Raw genomic sequence first — 26,043 nt, 5'->3', positions numbered from 1 at the left:
CTGGCCGCCGGAGGGCTGGCCGTATCCGGGCTGGCCGCCGGAGGGCGGTTGTGCCTGTCCGTAGGCCTGCTGTTCGTATCCCGGCTGGCCGCCGGAGGGCTGGCCGTATCCGGGCTGGCCGCCGGAGGGCGGTTGTGCCTGTCCGTAGGCCTGCTGCTCGTACCCCGGTTGACCGCCGGAGGGCTGGCCGTATCCCGGCTGTGCACCGTAGGCCTGCTGCTCGTACCCCGGCTGGCCGCCGGAGGGCTGGCCGTATCCGGGCTGGCCGCCCGAGGGCGGTTGTGCCTGCTCGTATTCCGGGGCGTAGGGGGACGGGGCCTGCTGCTGTTCGCCGTACCGCGGCTGCGCCTGCTCGTCGGAGGGCGGGCCCTGGTGCGGGTCCTCCGGGGACGGGGGGTTCGTCGGGGTCTCGCTCATGCTCTTCCTTGGCTCCGCTGGTGAGGGGCGCTATCTCGTGTCTACCGGGCTGTACCGACGACCGGAGGCAGAAACCGGGCCTCGTGTCCGGTTCAAATCCTAGGCGCAGCGGGTCAGGGGCCGTGCGGGCCGGTGACGAAGTCGATCAGCTCCTCCACCCGGCCCGACAGGGCCGGTTCCAGGTCAGCATAGGTACGCACCGATCCCAGGATCCGGCGCCACGCCTCACCCGTGCTCATCCGCCAGCCCAGCGCCTCCAGGACCCCCTCCTTCCAGGGAACCCCCCGGGGGACCTCGGGCCAGGCGCGGATGCCCACCACCGACGGGCGCACCGCCTGCCACACGTCGACGTAGGGGTGGCCCGCCACCAGGACGTCGGAGCCCCGCACCCGCTCGGCGATCCGCGACTCCTTCGACCCCGGGACCAGGTGGTCCACCAGGACCCCCAGGCGCCGGCCCGGACCGGGGGTGAACTCCGCCACGATCGCGGGCAGGTCGTCGACCCCCTCCAGGAACTCGACGGCCACCCCCTCCACGCGCAGGTCGTGCCCCCACACCTTCTCGACCAGCTCGGCGTCGTGGGCCCCCTCGACGTAGATCCGAGCCTCCCGGGCGGTCCGCGCCCTCAGGCCCTGCACGGCGACAGAACCGGAGGCGCTGCGCAGCGGTCCCCGCGGCGCCGCGGACGGCCGCACCAGCGTCACCGGCTCGCCGTCCACCAGGAACGCGGCCGGCTCCAGTCCGAACACCCGGCGCCGCCCGTGCCGGTCCTCCAGGGTCACGGTCGCCTTGTCCCAGCCGACCACCGCGCCGCAGAACGCCTCCCCGGCGTCCTCCACCACGAGGTCGCGGCTGAGCGTGACCTCGGGGACCTCCCTCCGGGGACGGTTCCGCGCCTGGGCCAGAACGTCGCGGCCGTACCGGCCGCCTCTCTTGGTAGCCACGGTGGTGCAGTTTACAGACGGCGTACCGTGCGAACGGGGAGGGAAGCGCCCGCCGACCGGTGGAACGCCCGGAGTTTGCGCGCGGGCATAGAATTAGCACTGATGACCGTGGAGTGCCAGGAGGTGGCGAGTTGCTGGACGAGCGCAAGCTCGCGGTCCTGCGTGCAGTCGTCGAGGACTTCGTCAACACCAACGAACCCGTGGGCTCCAGGGCCCTGGCCGAACGCCACCGCCTCGGGGTGTCCCCGGCCACCATCCGCAACGACATGGTCGCGCTGGAGGAGGACGGCTACATCACGCAGCCCCACACCAGCGCCGGGCGCGTGCCCACGGACAAGGGGTACCGGCTCTTCGTCGACCGCCTGTCCTCGGTCAAGCCCCTCTCGGCGGCCGAGCGCCGCGCCATCGAGTCGTTCCTCAGCGGTGCCGTGGACCTCGACGAGATCGTCGCCCGTACGGTCAGGCTGCTCGCGCAGCTCACCCGGCAGGTGGCCATCGTCCAGTACCCGTCGCTGACCCGTTCCTCGGTCCAGCACGTCGAACTGGTGCCCCTGGCGGGGCAGCGGCTCATGCTGGTGGTCATCACCGACACCGGCCGGGTCGAGCAGCGCGTCATCGACGGACTCGGGGAGGTCGACGCCGACGCGGTCGCCGACCTGCGCGGCATGCTCAACCGGGCCACCGCCGGGCTGCAGCTGGGCGCGGTCCCCGACGCGGTCGAGGACCTGCCCCAGCAGGTCCCCCCCGAGAACCGCGCCATGGCCGTCTCGGTGCTGTCGGTCCTGCTGGAGAGCCTGGTCGAACGCCACGAGGAGAAGATCGTCCTCGCCGGAACGGCCAACCTCGCGGCCGTCGACTTCGCCGCCAGCCTGAGGGACGTCCTGGAGGCGCTGGAAGAGAACATGGTCCTCATCCGTTTGCTGGGTGAGGCGAAGGACCCGTCAATGCTCACGGTGCGCATCGGCGCGGAGAACTTCCACGAGGGACTGCGGTCCACCTCGGTCGTGTCGGCGGACTACGGTGTGGGAAACCAGTCGCTCGCCAAGATCGGTGTCGTGGGACCCACCCGGATGGACTACCCAGGGACGATGGGGGCGGTGCGGGCCGTGGCTCGGTATGTCGGACAGATTTTGGCAGGACAGTAACCCAGTGGCCAGAGACTATTACCAGGTCCTCGGTGTGCGTCGCGACGCTTCCAAGGACGAGATCAAGAAGGCGTACCGCAGGCTCGCGCGCGAGCTGCACCCGGACATCAACCCGGACCCCGCCACCCAGGAGCGCTTCAAGGAGGTGACCCAGGCCTACGAGGTCCTCTCCGACGAGAACAAGCGCCGGATGTTCGACATGGGCCAGGATCCCTTCGCCCCGGGCGGCGGCGGTGGCGCGGGCGGCTTCGGCGGCGCCGCGGGGTTCCCGTTCGACGACATCATGAACGCCTTCTTCGGCGGAGCCCAGGCAGGCGGCCGCGGGCCGCGGGACCGGGTCCGGCGCGGGCGCAGCATCAAGATCCGCGTCGAGCTGGACCTGGCCGAGACGGCGTTCGGCGTGACCAAGGAGATCACCTTCCCCACCGCCATCCTGTGCGCCACCTGCCAGGGTGAGGGGACGGCCGCGGGCACCCACCGCACCACCTGTGAGATGTGCCATGGCCAGGGCGAGGTCTCCCAGGTCACCCGCTCCTTCCTCGGGCAGGTCATGACCTCCCGCCCCTGCCCCCAGTGCGGCGGCCAGGGCTCGGTCATCCCCGACCCGTGCCCCGACTGCGCGGGCGAGGGCCGGGTGCGCGAGAAGGTCACCCGCACCGTCAAGATCCCCGCGGGCGTCGACGACGGCACCCGCATCCAGCTGGCGGGCGAGGGCGAGGTCGGCCCCAACGGCGGCCCGCGCGGCGACATCATCCTGGAGATCCTCCAGCGCCCGCACCCCACCTTCGAGCGGCGGGGCGACGACCTGCACTGCACGGTCACCGTCCCCATGACGGCGGCCGCGCTGGGCGCCTCCTTCGCCTTCGAGACCCTCGACGGCACCGAGAACATCGACCTGCGCCCGGGCACCAACTCCGGCCACGTCATCACCCTGCCGGGCAAGGGCGTCACCCACCTCGACGGCGGGGGCCGGGGCGACCTGCGCATCCGCGTCGACGTGGAGACCCCCGGCAAGCTCGACGAGGAGCAGGAGGCGCTGCTGCGCAAGCTCGCCGAGCTGCGCGGCGAGGACCGTGCCCCGGGCCGGTTCAGCCCCGGCCACGGCGGCCTGTTCTCCAAGCTCCGCGACGCCTTCGGCGCGGGCAAGTGACACCGCCGGTCTTCCTGGCCGACACCGTCGACCCGGCGGCCGACACCGTCACACTCACCGGCCCCGAGGGGCACCACGCCTCCGCGGTGCGCCGCATCCGGGCCGGTGAGGCCGTCGACCTCACCGACGGCCGGGGGCTGCGCCTGCGCTGCACCGTCGTGGACACCGGCAGGGACCACATCGTCTGCCGGGTCCTGGAGCGGACCGAGGAACCCGCTCCGCACCCGCGGCTGACCGTGGTCCAGGCGCTGGCCAAGGGCGACCGCGGTGAGGCGGCCGTGGAGATGATGACCGAGGCCGGGGTCGACGCCGTCGTCCCCTGGTCGGCCGAGCGCAGCATCACCCGGTGGAAGGGCGACCGGGCGGCCAAGTCCCTGGCCAAGTGGCGGGCCACCGCCCGCGAGGCCGCCAAGCAGGCCCGCCGGGCCCGCTTCCCGGAGGTGGCCGAACCCGCCGACCGGGCCGCCGTCGCCGACCTGCTGGCCGCCGCCGACCTGGGCGTCGTCCTGCACGAGGACGCCTCCCTGCGCCTGTCGGAGGTGGAGGTCCCCGACGGCGGCGGGACGGGCGTGGTCCTGGTGGTGGGCCCCGAGGGCGGCTTCTCCGACGCCGAGCTCGACGCCTTCGAGGCGGCGGGTGCCGTGCGCGCCCTGCTGGGCTCCAGCGTGCTGCGCACCTCCACCGCGGGGGTGGCCGCGCTGGCCGTCCTCCAGGCCCGCACCGGACGCTGGTAGCGGATACCGCGACGACGAAGAGGGCCGCCCGGGGTCTCCCGGGCGGCCCTCTTCGCCGTCGTCACTCCTCGGTGGCGGCCCTGGCCGTGGAGGACTGCTGCTCGGTGGTGCCGCCGTCGCCGTCGGCCGAGCCGCCGCCGGTGCTGCCGCCGCCGGTACCGCCGGTGCCACCGGTGCCGCCCGTACCGCCGGTGTCGCCGCCGGTACCCCCGTTACCGCCGGTGTCGCCGCCGGGGTCCTCACCGCCGGTTTCGCCACCGGATGAGGGCTCCTCGGAGGGCGTGCAGTCCTCGTCCTTCGCCGTGTCCCCGTCCTCCGACGAGGCGGAGGGGGACGGGGGGGCCGACGGGCAGGTGGAGGTCGCGGTGGGACCCTCCTCCCCTCCCTCGGCGGGCTCGCTGGGAGCGGTCGAGGGCTCCGGCGAGGGCTCCGGCCCGGGGGCCTGCGGCTTCGGCGCGGAGGTCCGCTCCTCCTCGGCGGGCGCGGCCGCCCCGCCTTCGTCCTGCTCGGGCGGAGTGCCCTGCCGGTCGGCGCCAGCGGGCACCATCTCCAGCATCTGCTCGCGCACCTGGGGCGTGGACATGGCCACGGACGCGGCGATCAGCACGGCCCCGGCCACGGCCAGCGCCGGCCGCAGCCACGGGAGACCGAACCAGACTCCGGCGCGGTGGCCCGCCGTCCGCTCGCGGATGAGGTTCAGCGCCTCGGGCGAGGGCACGACGGTGTCGGCCTCGGCCCGGAGCACCTGCCGCAGGGTCGCCTCGAAATCGTCGTTCGCGGGATCTGTGGGGCTCGTCATGTCGTCTGCTCCAGAACGGTGCGGAGCGCGGAGATTCCACGGGACGTGTGGCTCTTCACCGCGCCCCGGCTGATCCCCATGGCGTCCGCGATCTGTGCCTCGGACAGGTCGCCGTAGTACCGCAGCACGATGGCCTCTCGCTGACGGGTGGGTAGCTTGCGCAGGGCACGGATCACGGCCTCGCGCTCCAACAGGTTCAGTGCGCCGTGTTCGGCGCTGGGGGCGTCGGGCAGGGCCTTGGGGGCGTGCTTCTCCACGACCGCCCTGTGACGCAGCACGGACCGGGCCTTGTTCACCACCGCCTGGCGGAGGTAGGACAGGGCCTTGTTGGGGTCCCGCAGCCGCCGCCAGGCACCGTGCATGGCCACGAACGAGTCCTGTACGACCTCTTCGGCGGTCGCGTGGTCGCGGACCAGCAGGGAGGCGAGGCGAACGAGCGGACGGTAGTGCTCCCGGTAGAGCTCCGTCACGGCATGGTCCGCGTCCCACTCCACGGCAAGGGGCGCCGTGGTGGCTCCGGCCACCAGGGTTTCTGTCGTCACATCCGTTCGACGCACACCCTTGTCGCGGGGTTTACGAAAGGGCATACCTCTTCTTTTCCAGGTAGGGGCTTTCGGCCCGAACACGCACAGAGGCGGTCCGAACACGCGCGGAGGCGGTCGAGAGAGGACGGAGCCCGATCCGCCGACGCGTATGGGAGGAAAGCGTATCGCGCTTCCCGCGGCACGGTGGTGAACCGTGTCTTTCGGGGCGGAAGGGACGAGTGCGGACCGCACGTCCCGCCTGCGGCATCATGGTGCCGACCCGATGCGACGGAGGTTGCCGATGTCCACACAGGCCGACTGCCTGTTCTGCAAGATCGTCCGGGGGGAGGTGCCCGCCGAGATCGTCCGCGAGGGGGACCGGACCATCGCGTTCCGCGACATCAACCCGCAGGCGCCCACCCACGTCCTGGTCATCCCGCGCGAGCACTACCGGGACGCCGGGGCCGCGGCCGAGGCCGACACCGGGCTGCTGGACGCGGTCGTCCGCGACGCCCGCGCGGTCGCCGAGGCCGAGGGCATCGCCGAGAGCGGCTACCGGCTGGTGTTCAACACCGGCAGCGGGGCGGGGCAGACCGTCTTCCACCTCCACGGCCACCTCCTGGGCGGGCGCGGCCTCAACTGGCCCCCCGGGTGAGCCGGAAATAACCGATCGAGCGGGCGGTGGACGCCTTGCTAGACTCGTGACCGTGGGCCCGAGGGGGCTGCAGGGGTCGTGCAGACCCCGGCCCGGGGCCCGGCCGGAGCCGCAGTCCAGGCGGTCCGGACCGTCACATGAGGCGCTCCGCCCGCCGACGGGCGCCCGACCCGAAGGGCAGGGACAGCGGCCGCAAGGCCACACCATGGCCGAGACAACGCACACGCATCCGCGACGGGACGCCCAGGTCAAGGTCGTGGTGCCCGACGAGCACACGATGATCAGCCTGCTCGGCTCGGGGGACGAGCTCCTCAGAGCCCTGGAGCGGGCCTTCGACAGCGACATCCACGTCCGCGGCAACGAGTTCACCATCAGCGGCTCCCCGGAGGAGACCGCCGTCGTCGTCCGCCTGGTCGAGGAGCTCATCGAACTCGCCAAGAGCGGCACCCACGTCACCCCCGACACCATCGAGCGCATGGTGCACATGCTGCGCTCCCCGGGGACCGAGCGCCCGGCGGATGTCCTCACCACCAACATCCTGTCCAACCGCGGCAAGACCATCCGGCCCAAGACGGTCAACCAGAAGCGCTACGTCGACACCATCGACCAGCGCACGGTCGTCTTCGGCATCGGCCCGGCGGGTACCGGCAAGACGTACCTGGCCATGGCCAAGGCGGTCAAGGCGCTCCAGGACAAAGAGGTCAACCGCATCATCCTCACCCGTCCCGCGGTGGAGGCGGGGGAGCGGCTGGGCTTCCTGCCCGGCACCCTCTACGACAAGATCGACCCCTACCTGCGGCCGCTGTACGACGCGCTGCACGACATGCTCGACCCCGACTCCATCCCCAAGCTGATGGCCGCCGGGACCATCGAGGTCGCCCCCCTGGCGTACATGCGCGGCAGGGCGCAGCCCGTGGACACTCCCGTGCTCACCCCGGACGGCTACCGGCCGATCGGCGAGCTGGAGGTCGGCGACCTGGTCGTCGGCTCCGACGGCAGGCCCACCCCGGTGCTGGGGGTGTACCCGCAGGGGGAGAAGGCGATCTACCGCTTCTCCGCCCAGGACGGGTCGTCCACCCTGTGCTCCGAGGACCACCTGTGGACGGTCCGCACGCGCGACGACGCCCGCCGCGGCAGGCCGCCGCGGGTACTCACCGCCAAGGAGATCGCCCAGAGCGGCCTGCGCAGCTCCCACTACCGCAAGTACGAGCTGCCGCTGCTCAGCCGGCCGGTGGAGTTCCCCGAGCGCGAGGTCCCCATGGACCCCTACGCCCTGGGGCTGCTGCTCGGCGACGGCTGCCTGACCGGAAAGACCACGCCGAGCTCCGCCACCCGCGACCCCGAGCTGGTCGAGGCCCTGGACGCGGCGCTGTCCGGGATCCGGGTGCGCCACAAGTCCGGAGTGGACCACGTCCCCAACCGGGAGGGCGCCCCGGGCGACGTCATCACCACCGCCGACCCGGTGACGGCGGTCATGCGCGAGCTGGGGCTGTGCGGGGCCGACTCCGGGAGCAAGTTCGTCCCGGACGACTACCTGTACAACACGGCCGAGGTCCGGCTCGCCCTGCTCCAGGGGCTGCTGGACTCCGACGGCGGGCCGGTCGTGCAGAAGGGCCGCACCTGCCGGGTCCAGTACACCACCGCCTCGCAGCGGCTGGCGGACGCGGTGCGGTTCCTGGTGCGCTCGCTCGGCGGTGTCGTCTACAGCCGGGTCCGCCCGGCCCGCGGGCGGGAGGTCTTCCACCGGCAGGACGCGCACATCCTGGACCTGCGGCTGCCGGAGGGCGTGGCCCCGTTCCGGCTGGCCCGCAAGCAGGAGCGCTACGACACCACCGGCGGCGGCCGCCCCATGCGGTTCGTCGACGCCGTCGAGCCGGCGGGCACCGCCGAGTGCGTCTGCATCCAGGTGGCGGCCGAGGACTCCCTCTACGTCACCGACGACTTCCTGCTCACGCACAACACGCTGAACGACTCCTTCATCATCCTGGACGAGGCGCAGAACACCTCTCCCGAGCAGATGAAGATGTTCCTGACGCGGCTGGGGTTCGGGTCCAAGATCGTGGTGACCGGTGACGTCACCCAGGTGGACCTGCCCAGCGGACAGGCCAGCGGGCTGCGCACCATCGAGTCGATCCTGCGTGATATCGACGACATCGCGTTCTGCCGGCTGAGCAGTGAGGACGTCGTCCGGCACAAGCTGGTCGGGCAGATCGTCGACGCCTACGGGCGCTACGACGCCGCCCGCCAGGACCGCTCCGGGGACGTGCGCGACGAGCGCCGCGGCGGCCGGGGCCGGGGGCGCACGCCCCGGCGCGAGGCCGCCGACACCCCGGGTGAGCCCGGGAGCGGGAGCACCCACCCGCGGCAACGGGCAGACTAAGGGACGAGTACGGCAACGGAGCCGGTGGGCGCGCCGCGTGCGCGGGCCCGCCGTTTCCGTTGTCCGAGGGGTGCCCTCCCTGCGGCGCCCGACCGCGACTACCGAGTGAGGCATCCGCAACAGATGAGTATCGACGTCGCCAACGAGTCCGGCGTCACCACCGTGGACGAGGAGCGGCTCTCCCGGCTGGCCCGGTTCGTCCTGGACGCCATGCGGGTCCACCCGCTGGCCGAGCTGTCCGTGGTCCTGGTCGACGAGGGCCCCATGGCCGACCTGCACGTCCGCTGGATGGACGAGCCCGGCCCCACGGACGTGCTGTCGTTCCCCATGGACGAGCTGCGCCCCGGCGGCCCCGGCCGCACCAGCGAGCCCGGCGTCCTCGGTGACGTGATCATCTGCCCGCAGGTGGCCGAGCGCCAGGCCGAGAAGGCCGGGCACACCACCGAGGCCGAGATCGACCTGCTGTGCACCCACGGCATCCTGCACCTGCTCGGCTACGACCACGCCGAGCCGGACGAGCACAAGGAGATGTTCGGCCTCCAGGGCGAGATCCTCGCCGCCTGGCGGGAGAGCGGGTCCTCCCACGCCGCCGAGGGGAACGAGACCGCCTGATGAGAACGTCGGTGTGGCCCGATGTCGCCGCCCTGACCACCGGCGGACCGGCCGAGTGGATCACGTCGTTCGCCGTCGCCCTGGTGCTGACCGCGGTGGCCGGGTTCCTGGTGGCCGCCGAGGTCGCCGTCACCCGGGTGGTGTCCGTGGGCCTGTCCGGTGCCGGGCAGGGCCGGGGCCGGGGCTGGGAGAGGGTGAGCGCCGACCCCACCCGCCACCTGAACGTGCTGCTGTTCCTGCGCGTGGTGTGCGAGGTGTGCGCGGTCATCGCCGCCGCCGCCGGCATGGTGTTCCTGCTGGGCCCGGGCTGGCCCGCGCTGGTCCTGACGGCCGTGGCGATGGTCGTGGTGGAGTCGGTGCTCATCGCCGTCACCCCGCGCATCCTGGGCCGCCAGTTCTCCGGACCGCTGGCCCGCGCCTCCGCGGCCATCGTCCACCCGGTCCAGGTGGTGGTGGGTCCGCTGGCGCAGCTGCTGGTCGGCGCCGGGCGGGCGCTCACCCCGCGCGGCAAGGGCGACCGGGAGGGCCCGTTCAGCACCGAGGTGGAGTTCCGCCAGCTGGTGGACCTGGCCGAGCAGGGGGAGGTCATCGACCCCGAGGAGCGCCAGATGATCCACTCGGTGTTCAAACTCGACGACACGTCGGTGCGCGAGGTGATGGTGCCCCGCCCCGACATCGTGTTCACCGCCCGGGAGGCCGACGCCGACGCCGTGCTGACGCTGGCCCTGGCCAGCGGTTACTCGCGCATCCCCGTCACGGGGGAGGACGAGGACGACGTGGTCGGCATCGTCTACCTCAAGGACCTGGTGGACCGGCTGCGCGACCGCTGGGCGGCGGCCGCGGGCAACCCCGGGGGCGAGGTGCCGCTGACCGCGGGCGACGTCATGCGCCCGGCCACCTACGTGCCCGACACCAAGCCCATCGACGAGCTGTTGCGCGAGATGCAGAAACAGCGCAACCACGTCGCGGTGGCCATCGACGAGTACGGCGGCACCGCCGGGCTGGTCACGCTGGAGGACATCGTGGAGGAGATCGTCGGTGAGATCACCGACGAGTACGACCACGAGATCCCGCCGGTGCAGTGGCTGGACGGGGACCGCGTCCGGGTGACGGCCAGGCTGCCGCTGGGCGAGCTGGCCGAGCTGTTCCCCGACGAGGCCCTGGACGTCGACGACGTCGAGACGGTGGGCGGCCTGGTCGCGTTCGTACTGGGCCGGGTCCCCGCGGGCGGGGCCCAGGCGCAATACGCTGGGCTGCGGCTCACCCTGGAGGGCAAGAGCAGCCGCCGCAACCGCATGACGACCGTCCTGGTCGAACGCCTTCCCACGGGTGAGGACGACCCGGACGGGAACAAGAACACAAGGAGCACGGAACAGTGAGCGACACGACCCTGGGCGCCGAGGACACCAAGCTCATCACGCTCGCGCGCGCCTCGCGGGCCCGCAACGCGTCCGCCGAGGGCGCCGCGGTACGCGACGAGACCGGTCGCACCTATGTGGCGACCACGGTGTCCCTGCCCTCGCTGAAGCTCAGCGCACTCCAGGCGGCGGTGGCCGCCGCGGTCTCCGGTGAGGCGACCGGACTGGAGGCCGCGGTGGTGGTCACCGCGGCGTCGGAGCTCGACGGGGCCGATCGCGCCGTGCTGGACGACCTCAAGACCCGGACGGTGGTGATCGCCGCTCCCGACGGGGTGCCGGCGAGCATCACCCGCCGTTGAAGAAGGGCAAATGAACGACCTCGACCTGGAGAAGCTGCGGGTGCCGCTGCCGATGCCCTCCCACCCGGAGGGTTTCCGCAGTGGTTTCGCGTGCTTCGTCGGCCGCCCGAACGTGGGCAAGTCGACGCTGATGAACGCGCTGGTCGGCCAGAAGGTGGCGATCACCAGCAACCGGCCGCAGACCACGCGCCGCACGGTCCGCGGGATCGTGCACCGGCCCGACGCGCAGTTGATCATCGTGGACACGCCCGGACTGCACAAGCCGCGCACCCTGCTGGGGGAGCGGCTGGACTCGCTGGTGCGGTCCACGCTGGTCGAGGTGGACGTCATCGCGTTCTGCCTGCCCGCGAACGAGCCGATCGGGCGCGGTGACACCTACATCGCCAAGGAGCTGGCCGAGCAGACGAACACCCCGGTGGTCGCGCTGGTCACCAAGACCGACCTGGCCGACAAGGGGCAGGTCGGCGAGCAGCTGATGGCGGTGAACGGGCTGGGGGACTGGGCGGACATCGTCCCGGTGTCGGCGCAGGCCTCCTACCAGCTGGACACCGTCACCGACGTGCTCTGCTCGCACCTGCCGGAGGGGCCGCCGCTGTACCCGGACGGCGACCTCACCGACGAGCCGGACGAGATGCTGGTGGCGGAGCTGATCCGCGAGGCGTCCCTGGAGGGTGTGCGCGACGAGCTGCCGCACTCGATCGCGGTGGTCGTCGACGAGATGTCGGAGCGGGAGAACACCAGGCCCGGCAAGGAGCTGGTGGACATCTACGCGTCGCTGTACGTGGAGCGCCCCAGCCAGAAGGCGATCGTGATCGGCAGCAAGGGCGCCCGCCTTCGCGACGTGGGCTCGCGGGCCCGCAAGCAGATCGAGGGCCTGCTCGGACAGCGGGTGTTCCTGGACCTGCGGGTGCGGGTGGCCAAGGACTGGCAGCGCGACCCCAAGCAGCTGCGCAAGCTGGGCTTCGACCAGCCGACGTAGCCGCACGTGCGCGGACGGGCCCCGGAGCGGTTCACCGCTCCGGGGCCCGTCCGCGTTCGGGGAGGAGGGGCCGTGGGCCGGGGCCGTCGGTCGGGGGCGGCGGGGCTACTCGCGGGGGTTCTGGTTGTTGAGGTCCCCGGCGAGGGTGGCGGCGCACTGCTGGACGATGGGGGCGGCGCGGTTGACGAAGTCCCAGCTCACCCGGGCCTCGGGGCCGGAGATGGACACGGCCATACCGGAGGGGGCGCCGGTGACGGGGACGGCGACGCAGCGCACGCCGATCTCCTGCTCGCCGTCGTCGATGGCGTAGCCGTTGTGGCGGATGGTGTGCAGCTCGGCGATGAACCGCTCCGGGTCGGTGATGGTGCGGTTGGTGGCGGCGGGCATCCCTGTGCGGCGGACGGTGGCCAGGGCCTCCTCGTCGCCGAGCTGGGACAGCAGTGCCTTGCCGACGCCGGAGGAGTGCGGCAGGACCCGCCGCCCGACCTCGGTGAACATGCGCATGGCGTGCGGGGAGGGCACCTGGGCGACGTAGATGGCCTTGTCGCCGTCGAGCATGGCGAGGTTGGCGGTCTCGCCGAGTTCCTCCACGAGCTGGGCCAGGTGGGGGCGGGCCCAGGTGCCGAGCATCCTGGCGGCCTTGTCGCCCAGGCCGATGAGGCGGGGGCCCAGCGCGTAGCGGCGGGAGGGGAGCTGGCGCACGTACCCGTTGCCGACCAGGGTGCGGATGATGCGGTGGATGGTGGGCAGGGGCAGCCCGGAGGCGTCGGCCAGCTGGCTGAGGGAGGCCTCCCCGCCGGCGTCGGCCATGATCTCCAGCAGCGCGAACGCGCGGTCGAGGGACTGCACTCCGCCGGTGCGCCGGACCGTGTCGTCGGGGCGGACCAGGTCCGCGTCGGATGTCTGTGAGGCTGCCAAGGATCGTGCTCCCATGCTCGGGGCCGCTGCTGTCACTCTCCTTATTTTGCAATACGAAAGAGGGTTTTCGCTCTTGCTTTCCGTGAGAGCTCCCGTGGCGTGTGCTCCGGGCCACTCGGAACCCTTGTTCTTCCGGATCGCAGAAGTTAGTATCCGCATATAGGAATTTGCGCGTGCCTCACGAAGACGCGCCGACCACGGAGGAGGACATCGGACGTGGCCAAGGACAGTCCCCGGGACCTTGCGGATCTGGTCACCGGACTCGACGCCCGGCTCGCCGGAGCCGACGCCCGCCTGGGCCGGGAGTACCCCGGCGCCCGCGGAGACCGGCAACCGGTGCACAGCGTCTACGTGCCCGCCGACCGGGTCGGCCCGGGCCTGGCCGCCGACTGGGGAGCGCAGGCCCTGGCCGCGCTGGACGAGTACGCGCCCGAGCCCGCCGACCTGGCCCGGATCACCGGCCTGGACGAGGCGGCCGTCGCCGAGGCCCTGCCCCGGGTGCGGGCCAAGCTCGCCACCGAGCCGGTCGAGGACCTGCGCGCCGACTTCGAGGACGGCTACGGCGCCCCCGGCGACGAGGCCGAGGACGCCCACACCCGCGCCGTCGCCGAGGCGTTCGCCTCCGACCTGGCCAAGGGCACGGCCACCCCCTACTTCGGCATCCGGATGAAGGGCATGGAGGCCGCCGGGCGCCACCGCGGCGTGCGCACCCTCGACCTCTTCCTGCGCACCCTCCTGGAGGCCCACGGCTCCCTGCCGGAGGGGCTGGTGCTCACCCTGCCCAAGATCACCTCCGTCGAGCAGGTGGAGGCGATGGCCTGGCTGGCCGGGCGCCTGGAGGAGCGGTACGACCTGGACCGGGGGCGGCTGCGCTTCGAGCTGCAGATCGAGACCCCCCAGTCGATCGTGCTCGCCGACGGCACCGTCGCGGTCCCCCGGATGATCGCGGCCGGCGGGGGGCGGGTCACCGCCCTGCACTACGGCACCTACGACTACAGCGCCGCCTGCGGGATCACCGCCGCCCACCAGAGTCTGGCCCACCCCGCGGCCGACCACGCCAAGTCCGTCATGCAGGTGGCCGCCGCCGGGACCGGCGTGTGGCTCTCCGACGGCGGCAGCAACATCCTGCCGGTCGGCACCGCAGAGGAGGTGCACGCCGCCTGGCGGCTGCACGCCGGTCTGGTCCGCCGCTCCCTGGAACGCGGCTTCTACCAGGGCTGGGACCTGCACCCGCACCAGCTGCCGGTACGGCACCTGGCGGGTTACGTGTTCTACCGTGAGGCGTTCGCCCCGGCGGCGGCGCGGCTGCGCGCGTACCTGGGCTCGGTGGAGGGCGGCAACGTCGCGGACGAGCCCGCGACCGCCCAGGCGCTGGCCTCGGTGCTGGCCCAGGGGCTGCGCTGCGGCGCCCTGGACGAGGAGGAGGTAGCCGCGGCGACCGGCACCGGCGCCGACACCCTTCTGGCCCTGGCCACCCGCCGGGTGGGCTGACCGGGGCCGGCGCCCCGGCACGGAACGGGCGCCGGACCGGTAGGCCGTCCGCGGTCGATGTCGGGACGCGCGGGCACCCACGGGTGCCCGCGCGTCCCTGTTGAGGAAAGGTAGGAAATGGACCGTCTCGATCTGGTCGTCCGCGCCGAGCGCGCGCTCACCCCGCGCGGGGAGCGGCCGGTGACCGTCGGGGTGCGCGGCGGGCGCGTCACCGACGTCCTGGACGGCGCGGACGCGCCGCTGAGCGGTGCGCGCGAACTGCGCGCCGCCGCCGACGAGGTGCTGCTGCCCGGTCTGGTGGACAGCCACGTCCACGTCAACGAACCCGGCCGCACCGAGTGGGAGGGGTTCGCCTCCGCGACCCGGGCCGCCGCGCTGGGCGGGGTCACCACCCTGGTGGACATGCCCCTCAACAGCGTCCCGCCCACGACCACCGTCGCCGGACTGGACGCCAAGCGGGCGGCCGCCGACGGCGTCCTGGCCGTGGACGTCGGCTTCTGGGGCGGCGCGGTCCCCGAGAACAGCCGCCCCGGCGGGACCGGGGAGATCACCGCGCTGTGGGAGCGCGGGGTGTTCGGGTTCAAGGCGTTCCTGTCGCCTTCGGGGGTCGACGAGTTCGGCCACCTGTCCGCCGAGGAGCTGGCCACCGCGGCGGAGGCGATCGCCGCGTTCGACGGCCTGCTCATCGTGCACGCGGAGGACCCGGAGGTGCTGGCCGCGGCCCCGGTCGCCGCCGGACGCGACTACGCCGCGTTCCTCGCCTCGCGGCCCGACGACGCCGAGACCCGGGCGATCGCCCTGGTGATCGAGACGGCCCGGCGCACCGGGGTGCGGGCGCACATCCTGCACCTGTCCAGCGCCGCGGCGCTGCCGCTCATCGCCCGGGCCCGGGACGAGGGGGTGCGCCTCACGGTGGAGACCTGCCCGCACTACCTCACGCTGGCCGCCGAGGCCGTCCCGGCCGGGGCCACCGGCTACAAGTGCTGTCCGCCGATCCGGGGCGAGGGCAACCGCGACCTGCTGTGGCGGGCGCTGCGGGAGGGGCTGATCGACTGCGTCGTCAGCGACCACTCGCCCAGCACCCCCGACCTCAAGGACCTGGACACCGGCGACTTCGGCACCGCCTGGGGCGGGATCTCCGGACTCCAGGTGGGGCTCCCGGCGGTGTGGACCGAGGCGCGGCGGCGCGGTGTCCCGCTGGCCGAGGCCGTGGGCTGGATGTCGGCGGCCCCCGCCCGGGTGGCCGGGGTGTCCGGCAAGGGTGCGATCTCCGCCGGCACCGACGCCGACCTGGTGTTCTTCGCCCCCGAGGAGGAGGTGCGCGTGGACGTCCGGGACCTGGCGCACCGCAACCCGGTCAGCGCCTACGACGGCGCGGTGCTCACCGGCCGGGTCCGGCGCACCCTGCTGCGCGGGGCCGAGGTCACCGCGGACTCCACCGCGGGCCGGATGGTCGAGCGGACCTGAGGCACGCGGAGGAGGGCGGCGCACCCGCACGGGCGCGCCGCCCTCCCGCCCTCCCTCCCGGTCCGGCGTCAGCCGCGGGCCTGCGCCCACCGGCGCTCCAGCTCGGCCGTCCCGGCCGCGGTCAGGGAGCCGTACACGTGGAGGCGGGCGATGCCGCCGTCGGGGAAGACGTCGGTGCGCACGTGCGTGGCGGTCACCGGGGCCTCCAGCACGAACCGGTGGACGCCGTCCGGCTCCAGCCGGGTGCGGCCCACGATCTCGAACCAGGCCTCGGGGTCGGCGCCCTGCGCGTCGCGGCCCAGCACCGACACCCATCCGGCGGAGTTGCCCTTGTAGTAGGAGGTGTCCAGCTCCAGGGCGCGGATCTCGCCCTGGGCGGCCAGCCGGAAGCGCACCCAGTCGTGGCCGGTGTCGCGGCGGCGCCGGTTCTCCCAGCCGTCGTCCATCTTGTGCGAGCGGCCCGGCGCGATGATGTTCGCGGGCGAGGAGTAGAACCGGTCGGAGGCGTCCTCCACCGCGCCGCCGTTGAGCAGCGCGACCAGGTCGAAGGAGCCCAGGGCGGCCAGCCAGGCCGGGTCGGCGACGGGTTCGCCGTACACGCGCAGGCGGGCGATGCCGCCGTCGGGGAACTGCTTGACCCGCAGGTGGGTCCAGCGGCGGCCGTCGGAGACCTCGAACCCGTTGGCGGCGTGCCCGTACACGGGGGTGCGGGCCACCAGTTCGGTCCACTCGGCCTCGAGCAGTTCGTCGGTGGTGGGGGTGCCCTCCACGCGGGCGGCCTCCACGCTCACCTCGGTGGGGTGGTTGCCGCGGAAGTGCGCGGTGTCCACGACCAGGCCGCGGACCACGCCGGGCAGGGCCAGGCGGACCAGGGCCCAGTCGTGGTCGTCCGCCGCGGGGTGGGGGCTGTCGGCGGCCGGGCCGCGGCGGCGCCGGGTCTCCCAGCCGTCCATGACCTTGCCCTTGTGGCCGAAGGCGTGCGGGTCGAATTCGGCGGGCTCGGGCCGCAGCAGGTTCTCGCGGTGGGCGAAGAACTCGTCGTTGGCGGCGACGACGGCGCCCCCGAGCCTGCGGTCCGCGAGGTCGACCAGGCCGCCGACGTCGAGGTCGGCGGGGCGGTAGTCGGCGTAGGGGTCGCCGCCGGAGTAGGGACGGGCGTTGTAGGCGCGCGGATCGAAGCCGGGGGTGGTGCTCATGGTCCTCCTGCCGGACGGGGGTCGTTCGGACACCTTCAGACTGGCAGGAGGAACCGGTCATTTCCAGCGAAACTTTTCGATCATCATGTTCAGCTGAACTGAACATTCGCGGTGGCCAGGGCGGCCGCCCGGTCCGCCAGCGCCCGCAGTGCCACCGCGATCTGCGGCCTCTCCCGCGACCCGGCCCGCACCGCCCACACCACGTGCCGCCGCGGCCGGTCCTCGTGCAGCACCCGCAGCGCCACCCCGGGCACGTCGCCGGCCGCGGCCAGCCGGGGCACCAGCGCCACCCCCAGCCCGGCGGCGACCATGTCGAGGATGGCCCGCCAGTCCGAGGCCACGTGCGCCTGCTCGGGGGCGAACCCGGCCTGGGCGCAGGCCGCCACCGTGATGTCGCGCCAGGGGCCGTCCGCGCCGTAGATCCACGGCTCCCCGGCCAGGTCGCGCAGGCGCAGAGCCGGGGCCCCGGCCAGCCGGTGGCGGGCGGGCAGGGCGGCGTCCATGGGGTCGGTGAGCAGCTCCGCGCGCTCGAAGCGGTCGTCCCGCCCGGTCGGGGCCTGGGCCGCCAGCGACAGGCCGACGTCGATCTCCCCGGCGGCCAGCAGGTCGTACACCTCCGAAGCCTCGGCCTGGTGCACCCGTACGGCCAGTCCGGGGTGGGCGTCGCGCACCGCGCTCAGCGCGGGCACCACCAGGCCGGGCACGGCCGTGGCGAAGGCGCCCACCCGCACCGTTCCGGCACCGCCCCGGGCGAACCCGTCCAGCTCCGCCTCGGCCCGCTCCAGCTGGGCCAGCACGATGTCGGTGTGCCGCAGCAGCACCCGGGCGGCGTCGGTGAGCCGCACCCGGCGCCCGTGCGGCTCCAGCAGCTCCACCCCCACCTGGCGGGACAGGGCCGACAGCTGCTGGGACACGGCGGAGGGGGTCGTGCACAGGGCCTCGGCGGTGGCGCGCACCGTCCCGACCCGGTCGAGGGTGCGCAGAACGCGTAGCTTGCGCAGGTCCCAATCGGTCATGGTCCCAGACATACCATTCGGCTCGGCTGAACACTGCGGAAAAGCTGCGGGGGCGGGCGCGCCCGGCGCGCCCGCCCCCGCAGCGGAGCCCGGTCAGGCCCGGTCGGGGTCCTCCTCGCGGTAGGCGGCCCCCGCCTGGTCGGTGTACTTGGCCTCGCCCGGCCCGGCCGAGCCGATCTCACGGGGGTCGATCGCCGCCGGGGCCCGGCGGGACCCGCCGCCGATGACGTTGAAGCAGATGTTCAGCAGGACCGCGGTCACCGCGGCGCCGATGATGCCGGAGTGGGCGATCATCTCCACCGACTCCGGCAGGAACGAGTAGAACGTCGGGTAGGCCAGCGGGATGACCGCCACCCCGAACGCGGCGGCCACCATCACCAGGTTGAGGTTGCGGGTGAAGTCCACCTTGGCCAGCGTCTTGACGCCGCTGGCGGCCACACTGCCGAACAGCACCAGGCCGGCCCCGCCCAGGACCGGTGTGGGCAGGGCGGCCATCACCCCGCCCAGGACCGGGAACATCCCCAGCAGGATGAGGATGCCCGCGCCCGTCGCCACCACGTAGCGGCTGCGGATGCCGGTCAGCGCCAGCAGCCCGATGTTCTGGGCGAACGAGCTGGTGGGGGTGGAGTTGAAGATCGGGCCGATGATCGACCCGCTCACGTCGGCGCGCAGGCCCGCGGAGATGCGCCGGGCGTCCACCTTCGAGCCGGTGATCTCGCCGACCGCGATGATGTGCGAGGCGCCCTCGGTGAGCACCACCAGCATGATCACGCACATGGTGGCGATCGCGGCGACCTCGAACCGCGGGGCGCCGAAGTAGAACACCGAGGCGGGGTTGAACACGGTGTCGGCCTCGCCGACCCGGCTGAAGTCGGCCATGCCCAGCGGCAGCGCCACCAGGGTGCCCACCAGCATGCCGAGCAGGATGGACAGCCGCCCCCAGATCCCGGGCAGCACCCGGGAGGCCACGAGGATGACGGCGAGGGTGATCCCGGCCAGGGCCAGGTTCGCCAGGGGCGCGGCCGGGACCGCGGTGCCGTCCTCGCCGGTGTGGACGCCGCCGTCCATGATCCAGCGGGCCGCCACCGGCATGAGGCTGATGCCGATGACGGTGATGATCGTGCCGGTGACGATCGGCGGGAAGAAGCGGATGAGCTGACCGAAGAACGGGGTCAGGCACAGGGCGAAGACGCCGGCGGCCAGGGAGGCGCCGAACGCCACCGGCAGGTTCTCGCCGTTCTGGCCCGCGGCCAGGGCGGTGACGGCGCTGACGGGGACGAAGGAGGCGGCGACCACGATCGGCATCTGGGCGCCGACCCGGCGGTGGCCGACGGTCTGGAGGAGGGTGGCGATCCCCGCCACCAGCAGCGCGCCGCTGACGAGTATCCCCATGGAGGCGGGGTCGTTCGCGAGCCCGGCGGCGGCTCCGATGACGAGGGCCGGGGCGACGGCACCGGCGTACATGGTGAGGATGTGCTGGATCCCGTAGACGAGCAGCAGCCGGGGCGGCAGCTTCTCGTCCTCGGGGCGCGGGGGGTGGGCGGCGTTCGTTGTGGCCGAGTCCTTCGCGGACGGACTGTTCGACATGGCCAGTTTCCAGCCTTTGTTCGGGCGACCACGGGGGTGGTCGGTCTCTCGGGCGCGTGCGCCCGGCGAATCGCACCGCCTGCGGCCCGTTGACGGGCACGGTGGAGGCGGGCAGCCCGCGGCACGGCGGGCAGGCGAGGGGTCACCTCGGACCGGTGGACGGCCCGGGGCCCGGCCGCATGTCGGGCCCCGGGGGTCGGGCGGCGGTCAGACGAAGCCGGGGACGGTCTTCCACGCGTCGCCCGGCCCGGGGGCGTCGTCGCGCTCGACGACGGCCTCGATCTTGCCGTAGGGGCGGTCGGCGGCGAAGAACACCTCGTTGGGGTTGTCCAGGCCGAACGGCGACAGGTCCACCAGGAAGTGGTGGTTGTTGGGCATGGAGAAGCGGATCTCGGCGACCTCGGGGTGCGCCTCCAGGACGGCGGTGCCCATCTCGAAGAGGGTCTGCTGGAGGGCGAGGCTGTGGGTGTTCGCGAAGGCCTCCAGGCACAGCGCGCGGATGGACGCGTAGGCCTTGTCGAAGTCGTGGTCGGTGCCGACGTAGCGCCAGCGGGCGGTGACGTCGGTGGCCAGGATGCGGTCCGTGGTCTCCTGGAGCGTGGTGTAGCGGGTCTTGGGGTACCCGTGGAACTCCGAGCCGGTGGACTTCAGGACGGTCAGGCCGGTGAAGCCGGAGACGACCCACTCGCGCCCGCCGTCCTTGGTGACGACGGTGGTGCGGGTCTCGGCTCCGCTGCGCACGAAGGAGTGGTCGTGGGGGCCGTCGGAGGTGGCGATGCGGTCCCAGGAGTACTCCTCGATCTCCTGCCGCGCGCCGTGCACGTAGTCGTGCTCGTCCACGAAGTGGCGGGCCAGGCGCAGCGCGAAGTCCTCGACGGCGCCGACGCCGCCCCACTCGCGGGCCTTGGCGTAGACCGTGTTCTTCTGGGTGTCGGTCGGCAGGCACTTGGCGTTGTCTCCGACGGTGTGGACCTCCTCCAGGTCGCCGCGCAGCTGGGACGTGACGTTGACGTCCTTGATCCGGTGGACGTCGGTCCGGCGGTCGATGTGGACGAGGCGGACCTCCGCCTTGCCGTACTGGTTGTCTCCGAGTCTGATGCCCATCAGGGTGAACTCCATCCGTGTGGATAAGTCTTCGTCGTTCGCGTGTGAACGCTGTGCGTACGAGGGAGGACCGCTGTGGTCATGCGGAAGGACCTATCACGCACCCTGAGTCTGTGATCCTGCGTGCCGCCGTGTCCTGAGGCGTTTCCTTTCCGTCGTCCGGTGCCGGGCTGTGCCCGCTCCGGGCCTCCGCTCCGCTTCGGCCCGCCGCTGCGGCGCCTCGGAGGGCGGGAGCCTTCGACCGCTCTGTCGATGTCCTCGCCCGCCCGTCGCCCACCACCGCCCCCAACGGACGGGCTGCGGCCGCGGACCTTTCCTCGAGGACGTCTCCTCCACGGTCTCCAGGACCCCGCCGGGCGCCGGAGCGCTAGGAGCCCCGGTAGGTCGAGTAGGCGAAGGGGCTGAGCAGGAGCGGCACGTGGTAGTGCGCGTCCTCCTCGGCGAGGTCGAAGACGATGGAGACCTCGGGGTAGAAGCCCCGCTGGCCGGTCGCCCCGAAGTAGGCGGCGGTGTCGAAGGTGATCCGGTGGTGCCCGGCGGCGAGCCGCTCGGGACCCAGGTCGCCGATCCGGCCGTCGCCGTCGGTGACGCCCTCGGCCACGGTCCTCCAGGAGGAGCGGCCGGCGTCGGCCGCCGCCTCCAGCCGGACGGGGACCCCGGCCGCGGGACGGCCGAGTGCGGCGTCCAGGACGTGCGTGGTGACGTGGCTCATGCGGTGGCCTCCAGGAGTTTGACCAGGCGCAGGGCGGCGATCCCGCGCAGTTCTCCGCCGACGACGGCCAGTTCGGTGTCGCGGTCGTTGGCGAGCCGCCCGACGAGGTCGGCCAGCAGGTCGCGGGGTCCGCGGCCGCTGGCGCAGACGAGGTAGATCTGCCCGAACCGCTCCTCGTACTCCTGCTGGGCGTACCGGAAGATCCGCTGGACGCGGACGGCGGCGTCGTCGGTGTCGGCGGCGAACGCGGACTGCTCGCCCCGCGACCAGGCGGCCTCGGTGTCCTTCCCCTCGGCCTTCTCCCCGATACGGGGGTGGCGGGCCAGGGCGGAGGCGACCTCGTCGGCGGTGATCTCCCGGGCGTGGGCGTCGGCCGTCTCGAGGAGGGCGGCGCGGTCGGCGTAGGGGGCGGCGGCCGCGACGGCCCGCACCCAGCGCTCCACGTCCAGGCACTGCGCGAGTTCGGCGCGCAGTTCCTCCTCCGGCAGGGCGTTCAACCGCTCCAGGCCCTGGTCGGGCCGCGGCTCCGGCTCCGCCGGGGTGCTCTCGGGCATGGGTTCTCCCGTGGCCCGGCCGAAGCCGGGCTTTCGTAGTGCAGACATGCGATTCCGTATTACGGATTGGAGGGACTCTAATTGATGGCGGTGTGACCTTGTCAACACTCGCAAGGGGCTTTCGGCGAAAAACAGGCCGATTCATGGCCTCCGCGGAAGAACGCGCGAACATGCCGGTCCGCCCGTGGCGCCCGGGGGTGCGGGGGTGGGGGGTGCGCCTCGCGGCGGGTGCCGGCCGACAGGGGTGTTGACAACCGCGGCCGCCGGGCTCACACTCAAATCATTCCTCAAAGCGAAAAGCATCTTCCACATAGTGGAAATCGAGCCGGAGGCAGTGCATGAGCCACACCCTCGGGTACACGGTGAACTGCTCCATGCTCTTCACCGAGCTGCCCCTCCACGAGCGCCCCCGGGCCGCCCGCGACGCCGGATTCGACTCCGTCGAGTTCTGGTGGCCGTTCGAGAGCGCCACCCCGCCCGGCGAGGACGTCGACGCCTTCGTCGCCTCCATCGACGCCGCGGGCGTGCGCCTGACCGGCCTCAACTTCTTCGCCGGGGCCCTGCCCGGACCCGACCGGGGCGTGCTCTCCCAGCCCGCGCGCTCCGCCGAGTTCCGCGCCAACCTCGACGTGGTCACCGCCATCGCCGAGCGCACCGGCACCACCGGGTTCAACGCCCTGTACGGCCTGCGACAGGCCGGGGTCGACCCCGCCGAACAGGACCGCCTGGCCCTGGAGAACACCGTCGCCGCGGCCGAAGCGGTCGCCCGGGTCGGCGGCACCGTCCTCATCGAGCCCCTCAGCGGGGCCGAGGACTACCCGCTCAAGACCGCCCGCGAGGGCCTCGACTTCGTCGGGAGGGCCAGGGCGGCGGGGGCGGACAACGTCGCCCTGCTCGCCGACCTGTACCACCTGGCCGCCAACGGCGACGACGTCGCCGCGGTCGTCCGCGACCACGCGGCCGAGTTCGGGCACGTCCAGATCGCCGACGTCCCCGGCCGCGGCGAGCCCGGCACCGGCGAGCTGCCCATCGACGACCTCCTCACCGCAGCCCAGAAGGGCGGATACCAGGGCCTGGTGGGCCTGGAGTACAAGCCCACCGTCCCCACCGCGCAGAGCTTCGGCCGCCTGCGCTGAGCACCGCACCGGCCGCGCCCACGGCCACAGCCACAGCCACAGCCACGAACAGGAAGGGGCATCCCGTGTCCATCCGCAAGGTCGCCTTCATCGGTCTCGGCATCATGGGCCTGCCCATGGCCGTCAACCTCGTCCGCGCCGGATACACCGTCACCGGCCACAACCTGACCCCCGACCGCGTGGACGCCCTCGTCGCCGAGGGCGGCCTGCGCGGCGGCGGGGTCGCCGGGGCGGTCGCCGACGCCGACGCCGTCATCACGATGGTCCCCGACTCCCCGGACGTCGAGGCCCTCCTCCTCGGCGAGGACGGCGTGTTCGAGCACGCCAAGCCCGGCACCCTCGTCATCGACATGAGCACCATCCGCCCCGACGTCTCCCGCTCGGTGGCCTCCGCCGGCGCCGAACGCGGCTTCCGGGTCCTGGACGCGCCGGTCAGCGGCGGTGAGGCCGGAGCGATCGAGGCCAAGCTGTCCATCATGGTCGGCGGCTCCCGTGAGGACTTCGAGGCGGCCCGGCCGCTCTTCGACGTCCTGGGCACCACCCCGGTGCTGGTCGGCCCCAGCGGCGCCGGACAGACCGTCAAGGCCGCCAACCAGCTCATCGTCGCCGGCAACATCCAGCTCCTGGCCGAGGCCCTGGTCTTCCTGGAGGCCCACGGCGTGGACACCGAGGCCGGGCTGGAGGTCCTGGGCGGCGGACTCGCGGGCAGCACCGTGCTCCAGCGCAAGGGCAGGGCCATGCGCGAGCGGAACTTCACCCCCGGCTTCCGGATCGCCCTGCACGACAAGGACATGCGCATCGTCACCGACTCCGCGCACGCCGCCGGGGTCGTGATCCCCCTGGGCGCCCAGGTCGCCCAGTACGTCGCCGCCCTCAAGCAGCAGGGCCACGGCGGCCTCGACCACTCCGCGCTGCTGAAGATCGTCGAGCAGTTCTCCGGCCGCGAGTAGCCGACCCGCGGCGGAGGAGCCGCTCCGCCGCCCGGGCCGACCCGGCGACCGCGCGTGTGGCCGCACCGCGGAACCCGCCGGGCCCGGCCCGCCCCGGTACCTCCCCCTAGCACTGAAGGAACAGCCATGGCACAGATGCCCGTGATGAACGCGGTCGTCGAGGTCTTGAAGGACGAGGGCGTCGACACCGCCTTCGGCTGCCCCGGCGCCGCCATCCTGCCCCTCTACAAGGCGCTGGAGGACGTCGGCGGGATCGAGCACCTCGTCGTCCGCCACGAGGAGGGCGCCACCCACATGGCCGACGGCTGGTCGCGCACCACCGGCAGGGTCGGGGTGGCGATCGGAACCTCCGGTCCCGCCGGGACCAACATGATCACCGGCCTGTACACCGCGATCGCCGACTCCATCCCGATCGTCTGCATCACCGGCCAGCAGCGCACCGACCTGCTGGACAAGGAGGGCTTCCAGGCCGTCGACATCGTCGAGATCGCCAAGCCCGTCACCAAGTGGGCGGTGCAGGTCAAGGAGGCGGCGACCGCCCCGTGGATCTTCCGCGAGGCCTTCCGGATCGCCCGCGAGGGCCGGCCCGGGCCCGTCCTCATCGACATCCCCGTGGACATCGCCCAGCAGGTCATCGAGTACGACCCCGCGCTGGACGCCCCGCTCAAGGTCAACACCGTCGAGCCCCACCTGCCCCGCATCGAGCGCGCCCTGGACCTGCTGCTGGCCGCCGAGCGCCCGCTCATCCTGGCGGGCGGCGGCGTCATCCTCGCCGAGGCCTCCGACGACCTGCGCGCACTCGCCGAGTACCTGCGCGTCCCGGTCCAGGTCACCCTCATGGGCAAGGGCGCCTTCGACGAGGACTCCCCGCTGTACGCGGGCATGACCGGCGTGCAGACCTCCCAGCGCTACGGCAACGCCTCGTTCCTGGAGTCCGACCTGGTCCTGGCCGTGGGCGCGCGCTTCGCCGACCGGCACACCGGGCAGATCGACGTCTACCGGGGCGAGCGGAAGTTCATCCACGTCGACATCGAGGCCACCCAGATCGGCCGGGTCTTCGAGCCCGACCTGGGCGTGGTCTCCGACGCCCGGCTCTTCCTGCGCGAGCTGCTGGCCGCGGCGAAGCGGCGCGACGCCCGGGCCGAGGTCGGGGGCTGGGTGGACCGGGTCGGCGAGCTCAGGGCCACCCTGACCCGGCGCGAGGACTTCGACAGCGTGCCGGTCAAGGCGCCGCGCGTCTACAAGGAGATCAACGAGGTCTTCGACGAGGACACCTACTTCGTCACCGCCATCGGCCTGTACCAGATCTGGGGCGGCCAGCACCAGAAGGCGTACAAGCCGCGCCGCTACCAGATCTGCGGCCAGGCCGGCCCGCTGGGCTGGGAGATCCCCGCGGCCATCGGCGTCAAGAAGGCGCTGAAGGAGACCGATCCCGACGCCGAGGTCGTCGGCATCGTCGGCGACTACGGGTTCCAGTACATGGTCGAGGAACTGGCCGTCGCCGCCCAGTACAACGTCCCCTACGTCATCATCATGCTCAACAACGAGTACCTGGGCCTGATCCGCCAGGCGTCCATCCCCTACGAGATGAACTACCAGGTGGACATCCACTACGACGAGTACGGCACCGACAACGTCAAGATCATGGAGGCGTACGGCTGCTCCGGCCGCCGCGTCTGGGAGCCCGGGGAGATCCGCGACGCCCTGGAGTGGGCCCGCAAGGAGGCCAGGTCGACCTCCCGGCCGGTCCTCGTGGAGATCATGATCGAACGCGAGGCCAACACCCCGCACGGTCCGGCGATCGACGCGGTCAAGGAGTTCGAACCGGTCCCCGGTGCCTGACGGACCTCCGCGGG

At 72.9% G+C, this 26,043-nt stretch carries 23 protein-coding genes and 3 pseudogenes; 16 read left to right on the top strand and 10 right to left on the bottom strand.

Annotated features, from left to right (window positions below; all coding sequences use genetic code 11):
* Nucleotides 1-530: 530 nt before the first annotated feature.
* Entirely contained in the window at nt 531-1,361 is an 831-nt protein-coding gene (locus ACSUPR_RS08540) for a DUF3097 domain-containing protein (RefSeq protein WP_436890603.1), read from the bottom strand.
* A gap of 131 nt (nt 1,362-1,492) precedes the next feature.
* Between ACSUPR_RS08540 and hrcA the strand changes: the two genes are divergently transcribed.
* The 3 genes from hrcA to ACSUPR_RS08525 are packed head-to-tail and all read left to right on the top strand — an operon-like array spanning nt 1,493 to nt 4,390.
* The gene (gene hrcA, locus ACSUPR_RS08535; RefSeq protein WP_436890601.1) at nt 1,493-2,506 is read left to right on the top strand and encodes a heat-inducible transcriptional repressor HrcA; all 1,014 of its coding nucleotides are present in this window, start codon (nt 1,493-1,495) and stop codon (nt 2,504-2,506) included.
* A gap of 4 nt (nt 2,507-2,510) precedes the next feature.
* Entirely contained in the window at nt 2,511-3,656 is a 1,146-nt protein-coding gene (gene dnaJ / locus ACSUPR_RS08530; protein WP_436890600.1) for a molecular chaperone DnaJ, read from the top strand.
* Complete coding sequence (locus ACSUPR_RS08525; protein ID WP_436890598.1) at nt 3,653-4,390, top strand: 16S rRNA (uracil(1498)-N(3))-methyltransferase; 738 nt, start codon at nt 3,653-3,655, stop codon at nt 4,388-4,390. The genes dnaJ and ACSUPR_RS08525 overlap by 4 nt, the downstream gene beginning before the upstream one ends.
* Before the next feature lie 61 nt (nt 4,391-4,451).
* On the opposite strand, the gene ACSUPR_RS08520 is transcribed toward ACSUPR_RS08525, so the two are convergent.
* Nucleotides 4,452-5,189, bottom strand: coding sequence for a hypothetical protein (locus tag ACSUPR_RS08520; RefSeq protein WP_436890596.1), 738 nt, complete (start codon nt 5,187-5,189; stop codon nt 4,452-4,454).
* Complete coding sequence (locus tag ACSUPR_RS08515) at nt 5,186-5,716, bottom strand: SigE family RNA polymerase sigma factor (protein ID WP_436891926.1); 531 nt, start codon at nt 5,714-5,716, stop codon at nt 5,186-5,188. The genes ACSUPR_RS08520 and ACSUPR_RS08515 overlap by 4 nt, the downstream gene beginning before the upstream one ends.
* A 298-nt stretch (nt 5,717-6,014) precedes the next feature.
* Between ACSUPR_RS08515 and ACSUPR_RS08510 the strand changes: the two genes are divergently transcribed.
* From ACSUPR_RS08510 to era, 8 genes and pseudogenes are all read left to right on the top strand, one after another.
* A complete protein-coding gene (locus tag ACSUPR_RS08510; protein WP_436890595.1) occupies nt 6,015-6,368 on the top strand; it encodes a histidine triad nucleotide-binding protein in 354 nt (117 codons plus the stop codon).
* A 205-nt stretch (nt 6,369-6,573) separates the two neighbouring features.
* A pseudogene (locus ACSUPR_RS08505) lies at nt 6,574-7,272 on the top strand (PhoH family protein); the annotation flags it as partial.
* Nucleotides 7,261-8,049, top strand: a pseudogene (locus ACSUPR_RS08500) (LAGLIDADG family homing endonuclease); the annotation flags it as partial. The pseudogenes ACSUPR_RS08505 and ACSUPR_RS08500, both read left to right, overlap by 12 nt.
* Before the next feature lie 279 nt (nt 8,050-8,328).
* Nucleotides 8,329-8,748: pseudogene (locus ACSUPR_RS08495) on the top strand (PhoH family protein); the annotation flags it as partial.
* A gap of 123 nt (nt 8,749-8,871) precedes the next feature.
* Nucleotides 8,872-9,360, top strand: coding sequence for an rRNA maturation RNase YbeY (gene ybeY / locus ACSUPR_RS08490; RefSeq protein WP_436890594.1), 489 nt, complete (start codon nt 8,872-8,874; stop codon nt 9,358-9,360).
* The gene (locus ACSUPR_RS08485) at nt 9,360-10,739 is read left to right on the top strand and encodes a hemolysin family protein (RefSeq protein ID WP_436890593.1); all 1,380 of its coding nucleotides are present in this window, start codon (nt 9,360-9,362) and stop codon (nt 10,737-10,739) included. The genes ybeY and ACSUPR_RS08485 overlap by 1 nt, the downstream gene beginning before the upstream one ends.
* Nucleotides 10,736-11,077 carry a cytidine deaminase gene (locus tag ACSUPR_RS08480; RefSeq protein WP_436890591.1) on the top strand — a complete coding sequence of 114 codons (342 nt, stop codon included), beginning with the start codon at nt 10,736-10,738 and terminating at the stop codon, nt 11,075-11,077. Before ACSUPR_RS08485 ends, ACSUPR_RS08480 begins: the two co-directional genes overlap by 4 nt.
* Nucleotides 11,078-11,087: 10 nt before the next feature.
* On the top strand, nt 11,088-12,056 hold the full coding sequence (gene era / locus ACSUPR_RS08475) for a GTPase Era (protein ID WP_436890590.1): 969 nt from the start codon (nt 11,088-11,090) through the stop codon (nt 12,054-12,056).
* 105 nt (nt 12,057-12,161) lie between these two features.
* Here era and ACSUPR_RS08470 read toward each other — a convergent pair whose 3' ends face one another.
* Complete coding sequence (locus ACSUPR_RS08470) at nt 12,162-12,905, bottom strand: IclR family transcriptional regulator (protein ID WP_436891925.1); 744 nt, start codon at nt 12,903-12,905, stop codon at nt 12,162-12,164.
* Nucleotides 12,906-13,190: 285 nt separating this feature from the next.
* Here ACSUPR_RS08470 and ACSUPR_RS08465 point away from each other — a divergent pair, with 285 nt between their 5' ends.
* Together ACSUPR_RS08465 and allB are read left to right on the top strand one after the other, a co-directional pair.
* Nucleotides 13,191-14,465 (top strand): DUF6986 family protein, encoded by a 1,275-nt coding sequence (locus ACSUPR_RS08465; protein WP_436890589.1) that lies wholly within the window; start codon nt 13,191-13,193, stop codon nt 14,463-14,465.
* 117 nt (nt 14,466-14,582) lie between these two features.
* Entirely contained in the window at nt 14,583-15,932 is a 1,350-nt protein-coding gene (gene allB / locus ACSUPR_RS08460; protein WP_436890588.1) for an allantoinase AllB, read from the top strand.
* 68 nt (nt 15,933-16,000) lie between these two features.
* On the opposite strand, the gene alc is transcribed toward allB, so the two are convergent.
* The 6 genes from alc to uraD all read right to left on the bottom strand — a co-directional run bounded on the left by alc (nt 16,001) and on the right by uraD (nt 22,101).
* Nucleotides 16,001-17,128, bottom strand: coding sequence for an allantoicase (alc, locus tag ACSUPR_RS08455; RefSeq protein ID WP_436890586.1), 1,128 nt, complete (start codon nt 17,126-17,128; stop codon nt 16,001-16,003).
* A gap of 89 nt (nt 17,129-17,217) precedes the next feature.
* The gene (locus ACSUPR_RS08450; RefSeq protein ID WP_436890585.1) at nt 17,218-18,144 is read right to left on the bottom strand and encodes a LysR substrate-binding domain-containing protein; all 927 of its coding nucleotides are present in this window, start codon (nt 18,142-18,144) and stop codon (nt 17,218-17,220) included.
* 93 nt (nt 18,145-18,237) lie between these two features.
* Nucleotides 18,238-19,731, bottom strand: coding sequence for a nucleobase:cation symporter-2 family protein (locus ACSUPR_RS08445; protein ID WP_436890584.1), 1,494 nt, complete (start codon nt 19,729-19,731; stop codon nt 18,238-18,240).
* A gap of 207 nt (nt 19,732-19,938) precedes the next feature.
* Complete coding sequence (gene pucL / locus ACSUPR_RS08440) at nt 19,939-20,835, bottom strand: factor-independent urate hydroxylase (protein WP_436890583.1); 897 nt, start codon at nt 20,833-20,835, stop codon at nt 19,939-19,941.
* Between the two features lie 367 nt (nt 20,836-21,202).
* Complete coding sequence (uraH, locus tag ACSUPR_RS08435) at nt 21,203-21,547, bottom strand: hydroxyisourate hydrolase (protein WP_436890582.1); 345 nt, start codon at nt 21,545-21,547, stop codon at nt 21,203-21,205.
* Entirely contained in the window at nt 21,544-22,101 is a 558-nt protein-coding gene (gene uraD / locus ACSUPR_RS08430) for a 2-oxo-4-hydroxy-4-carboxy-5-ureidoimidazoline decarboxylase (protein ID WP_436890581.1), read from the bottom strand. Before uraD ends, uraH begins: the two co-directional genes overlap by 4 nt.
* A gap of 338 nt (nt 22,102-22,439) precedes the next feature.
* On the opposite strand from uraD, the gene ACSUPR_RS08425 reads away from it, so the two are divergent.
* The 3 genes from ACSUPR_RS08425 to gcl all read left to right on the top strand — a co-directional run bounded on the left by ACSUPR_RS08425 (nt 22,440) and on the right by gcl (nt 26,029).
* Nucleotides 22,440-23,237, top strand: coding sequence for a hydroxypyruvate isomerase family protein (locus ACSUPR_RS08425; RefSeq protein ID WP_436890579.1), 798 nt, complete (start codon nt 22,440-22,442; stop codon nt 23,235-23,237).
* Between the two features lie 65 nt (nt 23,238-23,302).
* Entirely contained in the window at nt 23,303-24,187 is an 885-nt protein-coding gene (locus tag ACSUPR_RS08420; protein WP_436890578.1) for a 2-hydroxy-3-oxopropionate reductase, read from the top strand.
* A 126-nt stretch (nt 24,188-24,313) separates the two neighbouring features.
* A complete protein-coding gene (gene gcl / locus ACSUPR_RS08415) occupies nt 24,314-26,029 on the top strand; it encodes a glyoxylate carboligase (RefSeq protein WP_436890577.1) in 1,716 nt (571 codons plus the stop codon).
* Nucleotides 26,030-26,043 lie beyond the last annotated feature (14 nt).

The sequence above is a fragment of the Nocardiopsis dassonvillei genome, from assembly GCF_964273065.1.
GTDB classification, from domain to species: domain Bacteria; phylum Actinomycetota; class Actinomycetes; order Streptosporangiales; family Streptosporangiaceae; genus Nocardiopsis; species Nocardiopsis dassonvillei_B.
The sequence above is the reverse complement of the archived record's forward strand: the minus strand, read 5'-3'. Positions and strand labels throughout refer to the sequence as shown.

Excerpts from the sequence above, each read along its gene's own strand:
- ACSUPR_RS08520 (WP_436890596.1), bottom strand. The coding sequence starts at position 5,189 with ATGACGAGCCCCACAGATCCCGCGAACGACGATTTCGAGGCGACCCTG.
- ACSUPR_RS08510 (WP_436890595.1), top strand. The coding sequence starts at position 6,015 with ATGTCCACACAGGCCGACTGCCTGTTCTGCAAGATCGTCCGGGGGGAG.
- ybeY (WP_436890594.1), top strand. The coding sequence starts at position 8,872 with ATGAGTATCGACGTCGCCAACGAGTCCGGCGTCACCACCGTGGACGAG.
- ACSUPR_RS08485 (WP_436890593.1), top strand. The coding sequence starts at position 9,360 with ATGAGAACGTCGGTGTGGCCCGATGTCGCCGCCCTGACCACCGGCGGA.
- era (WP_436890590.1), top strand. The coding sequence starts at position 11,088 with ATGAACGACCTCGACCTGGAGAAGCTGCGGGTGCCGCTGCCGATGCCC.
- allB (WP_436890588.1), top strand. The coding sequence starts at position 14,583 with ATGGACCGTCTCGATCTGGTCGTCCGCGCCGAGCGCGCGCTCACCCCG.
- alc (WP_436890586.1), bottom strand. The coding sequence starts at position 17,128 with ATGAGCACCACCCCCGGCTTCGATCCGCGCGCCTACAACGCCCGTCCC.
- ACSUPR_RS08450 (WP_436890585.1), bottom strand. The coding sequence starts at position 18,144 with ATGACCGATTGGGACCTGCGCAAGCTACGCGTTCTGCGCACCCTCGAC.
- ACSUPR_RS08445 (WP_436890584.1), bottom strand. The coding sequence starts at position 19,731 with ATGTCGAACAGTCCGTCCGCGAAGGACTCGGCCACAACGAACGCCGCC.
- pucL (WP_436890583.1), bottom strand. The coding sequence starts at position 20,835 with ATGGGCATCAGACTCGGAGACAACCAGTACGGCAAGGCGGAGGTCCGC.
- uraH (WP_436890582.1), bottom strand. The coding sequence starts at position 21,547 with ATGAGCCACGTCACCACGCACGTCCTGGACGCCGCACTCGGCCGTCCC.
- uraD (WP_436890581.1), bottom strand. The coding sequence starts at position 22,101 with ATGCCCGAGAGCACCCCGGCGGAGCCGGAGCCGCGGCCCGACCAGGGC.
- ACSUPR_RS08425 (WP_436890579.1), top strand. The coding sequence starts at position 22,440 with ATGAGCCACACCCTCGGGTACACGGTGAACTGCTCCATGCTCTTCACC.
- gcl (WP_436890577.1), top strand. The coding sequence starts at position 24,314 with ATGGCACAGATGCCCGTGATGAACGCGGTCGTCGAGGTCTTGAAGGAC.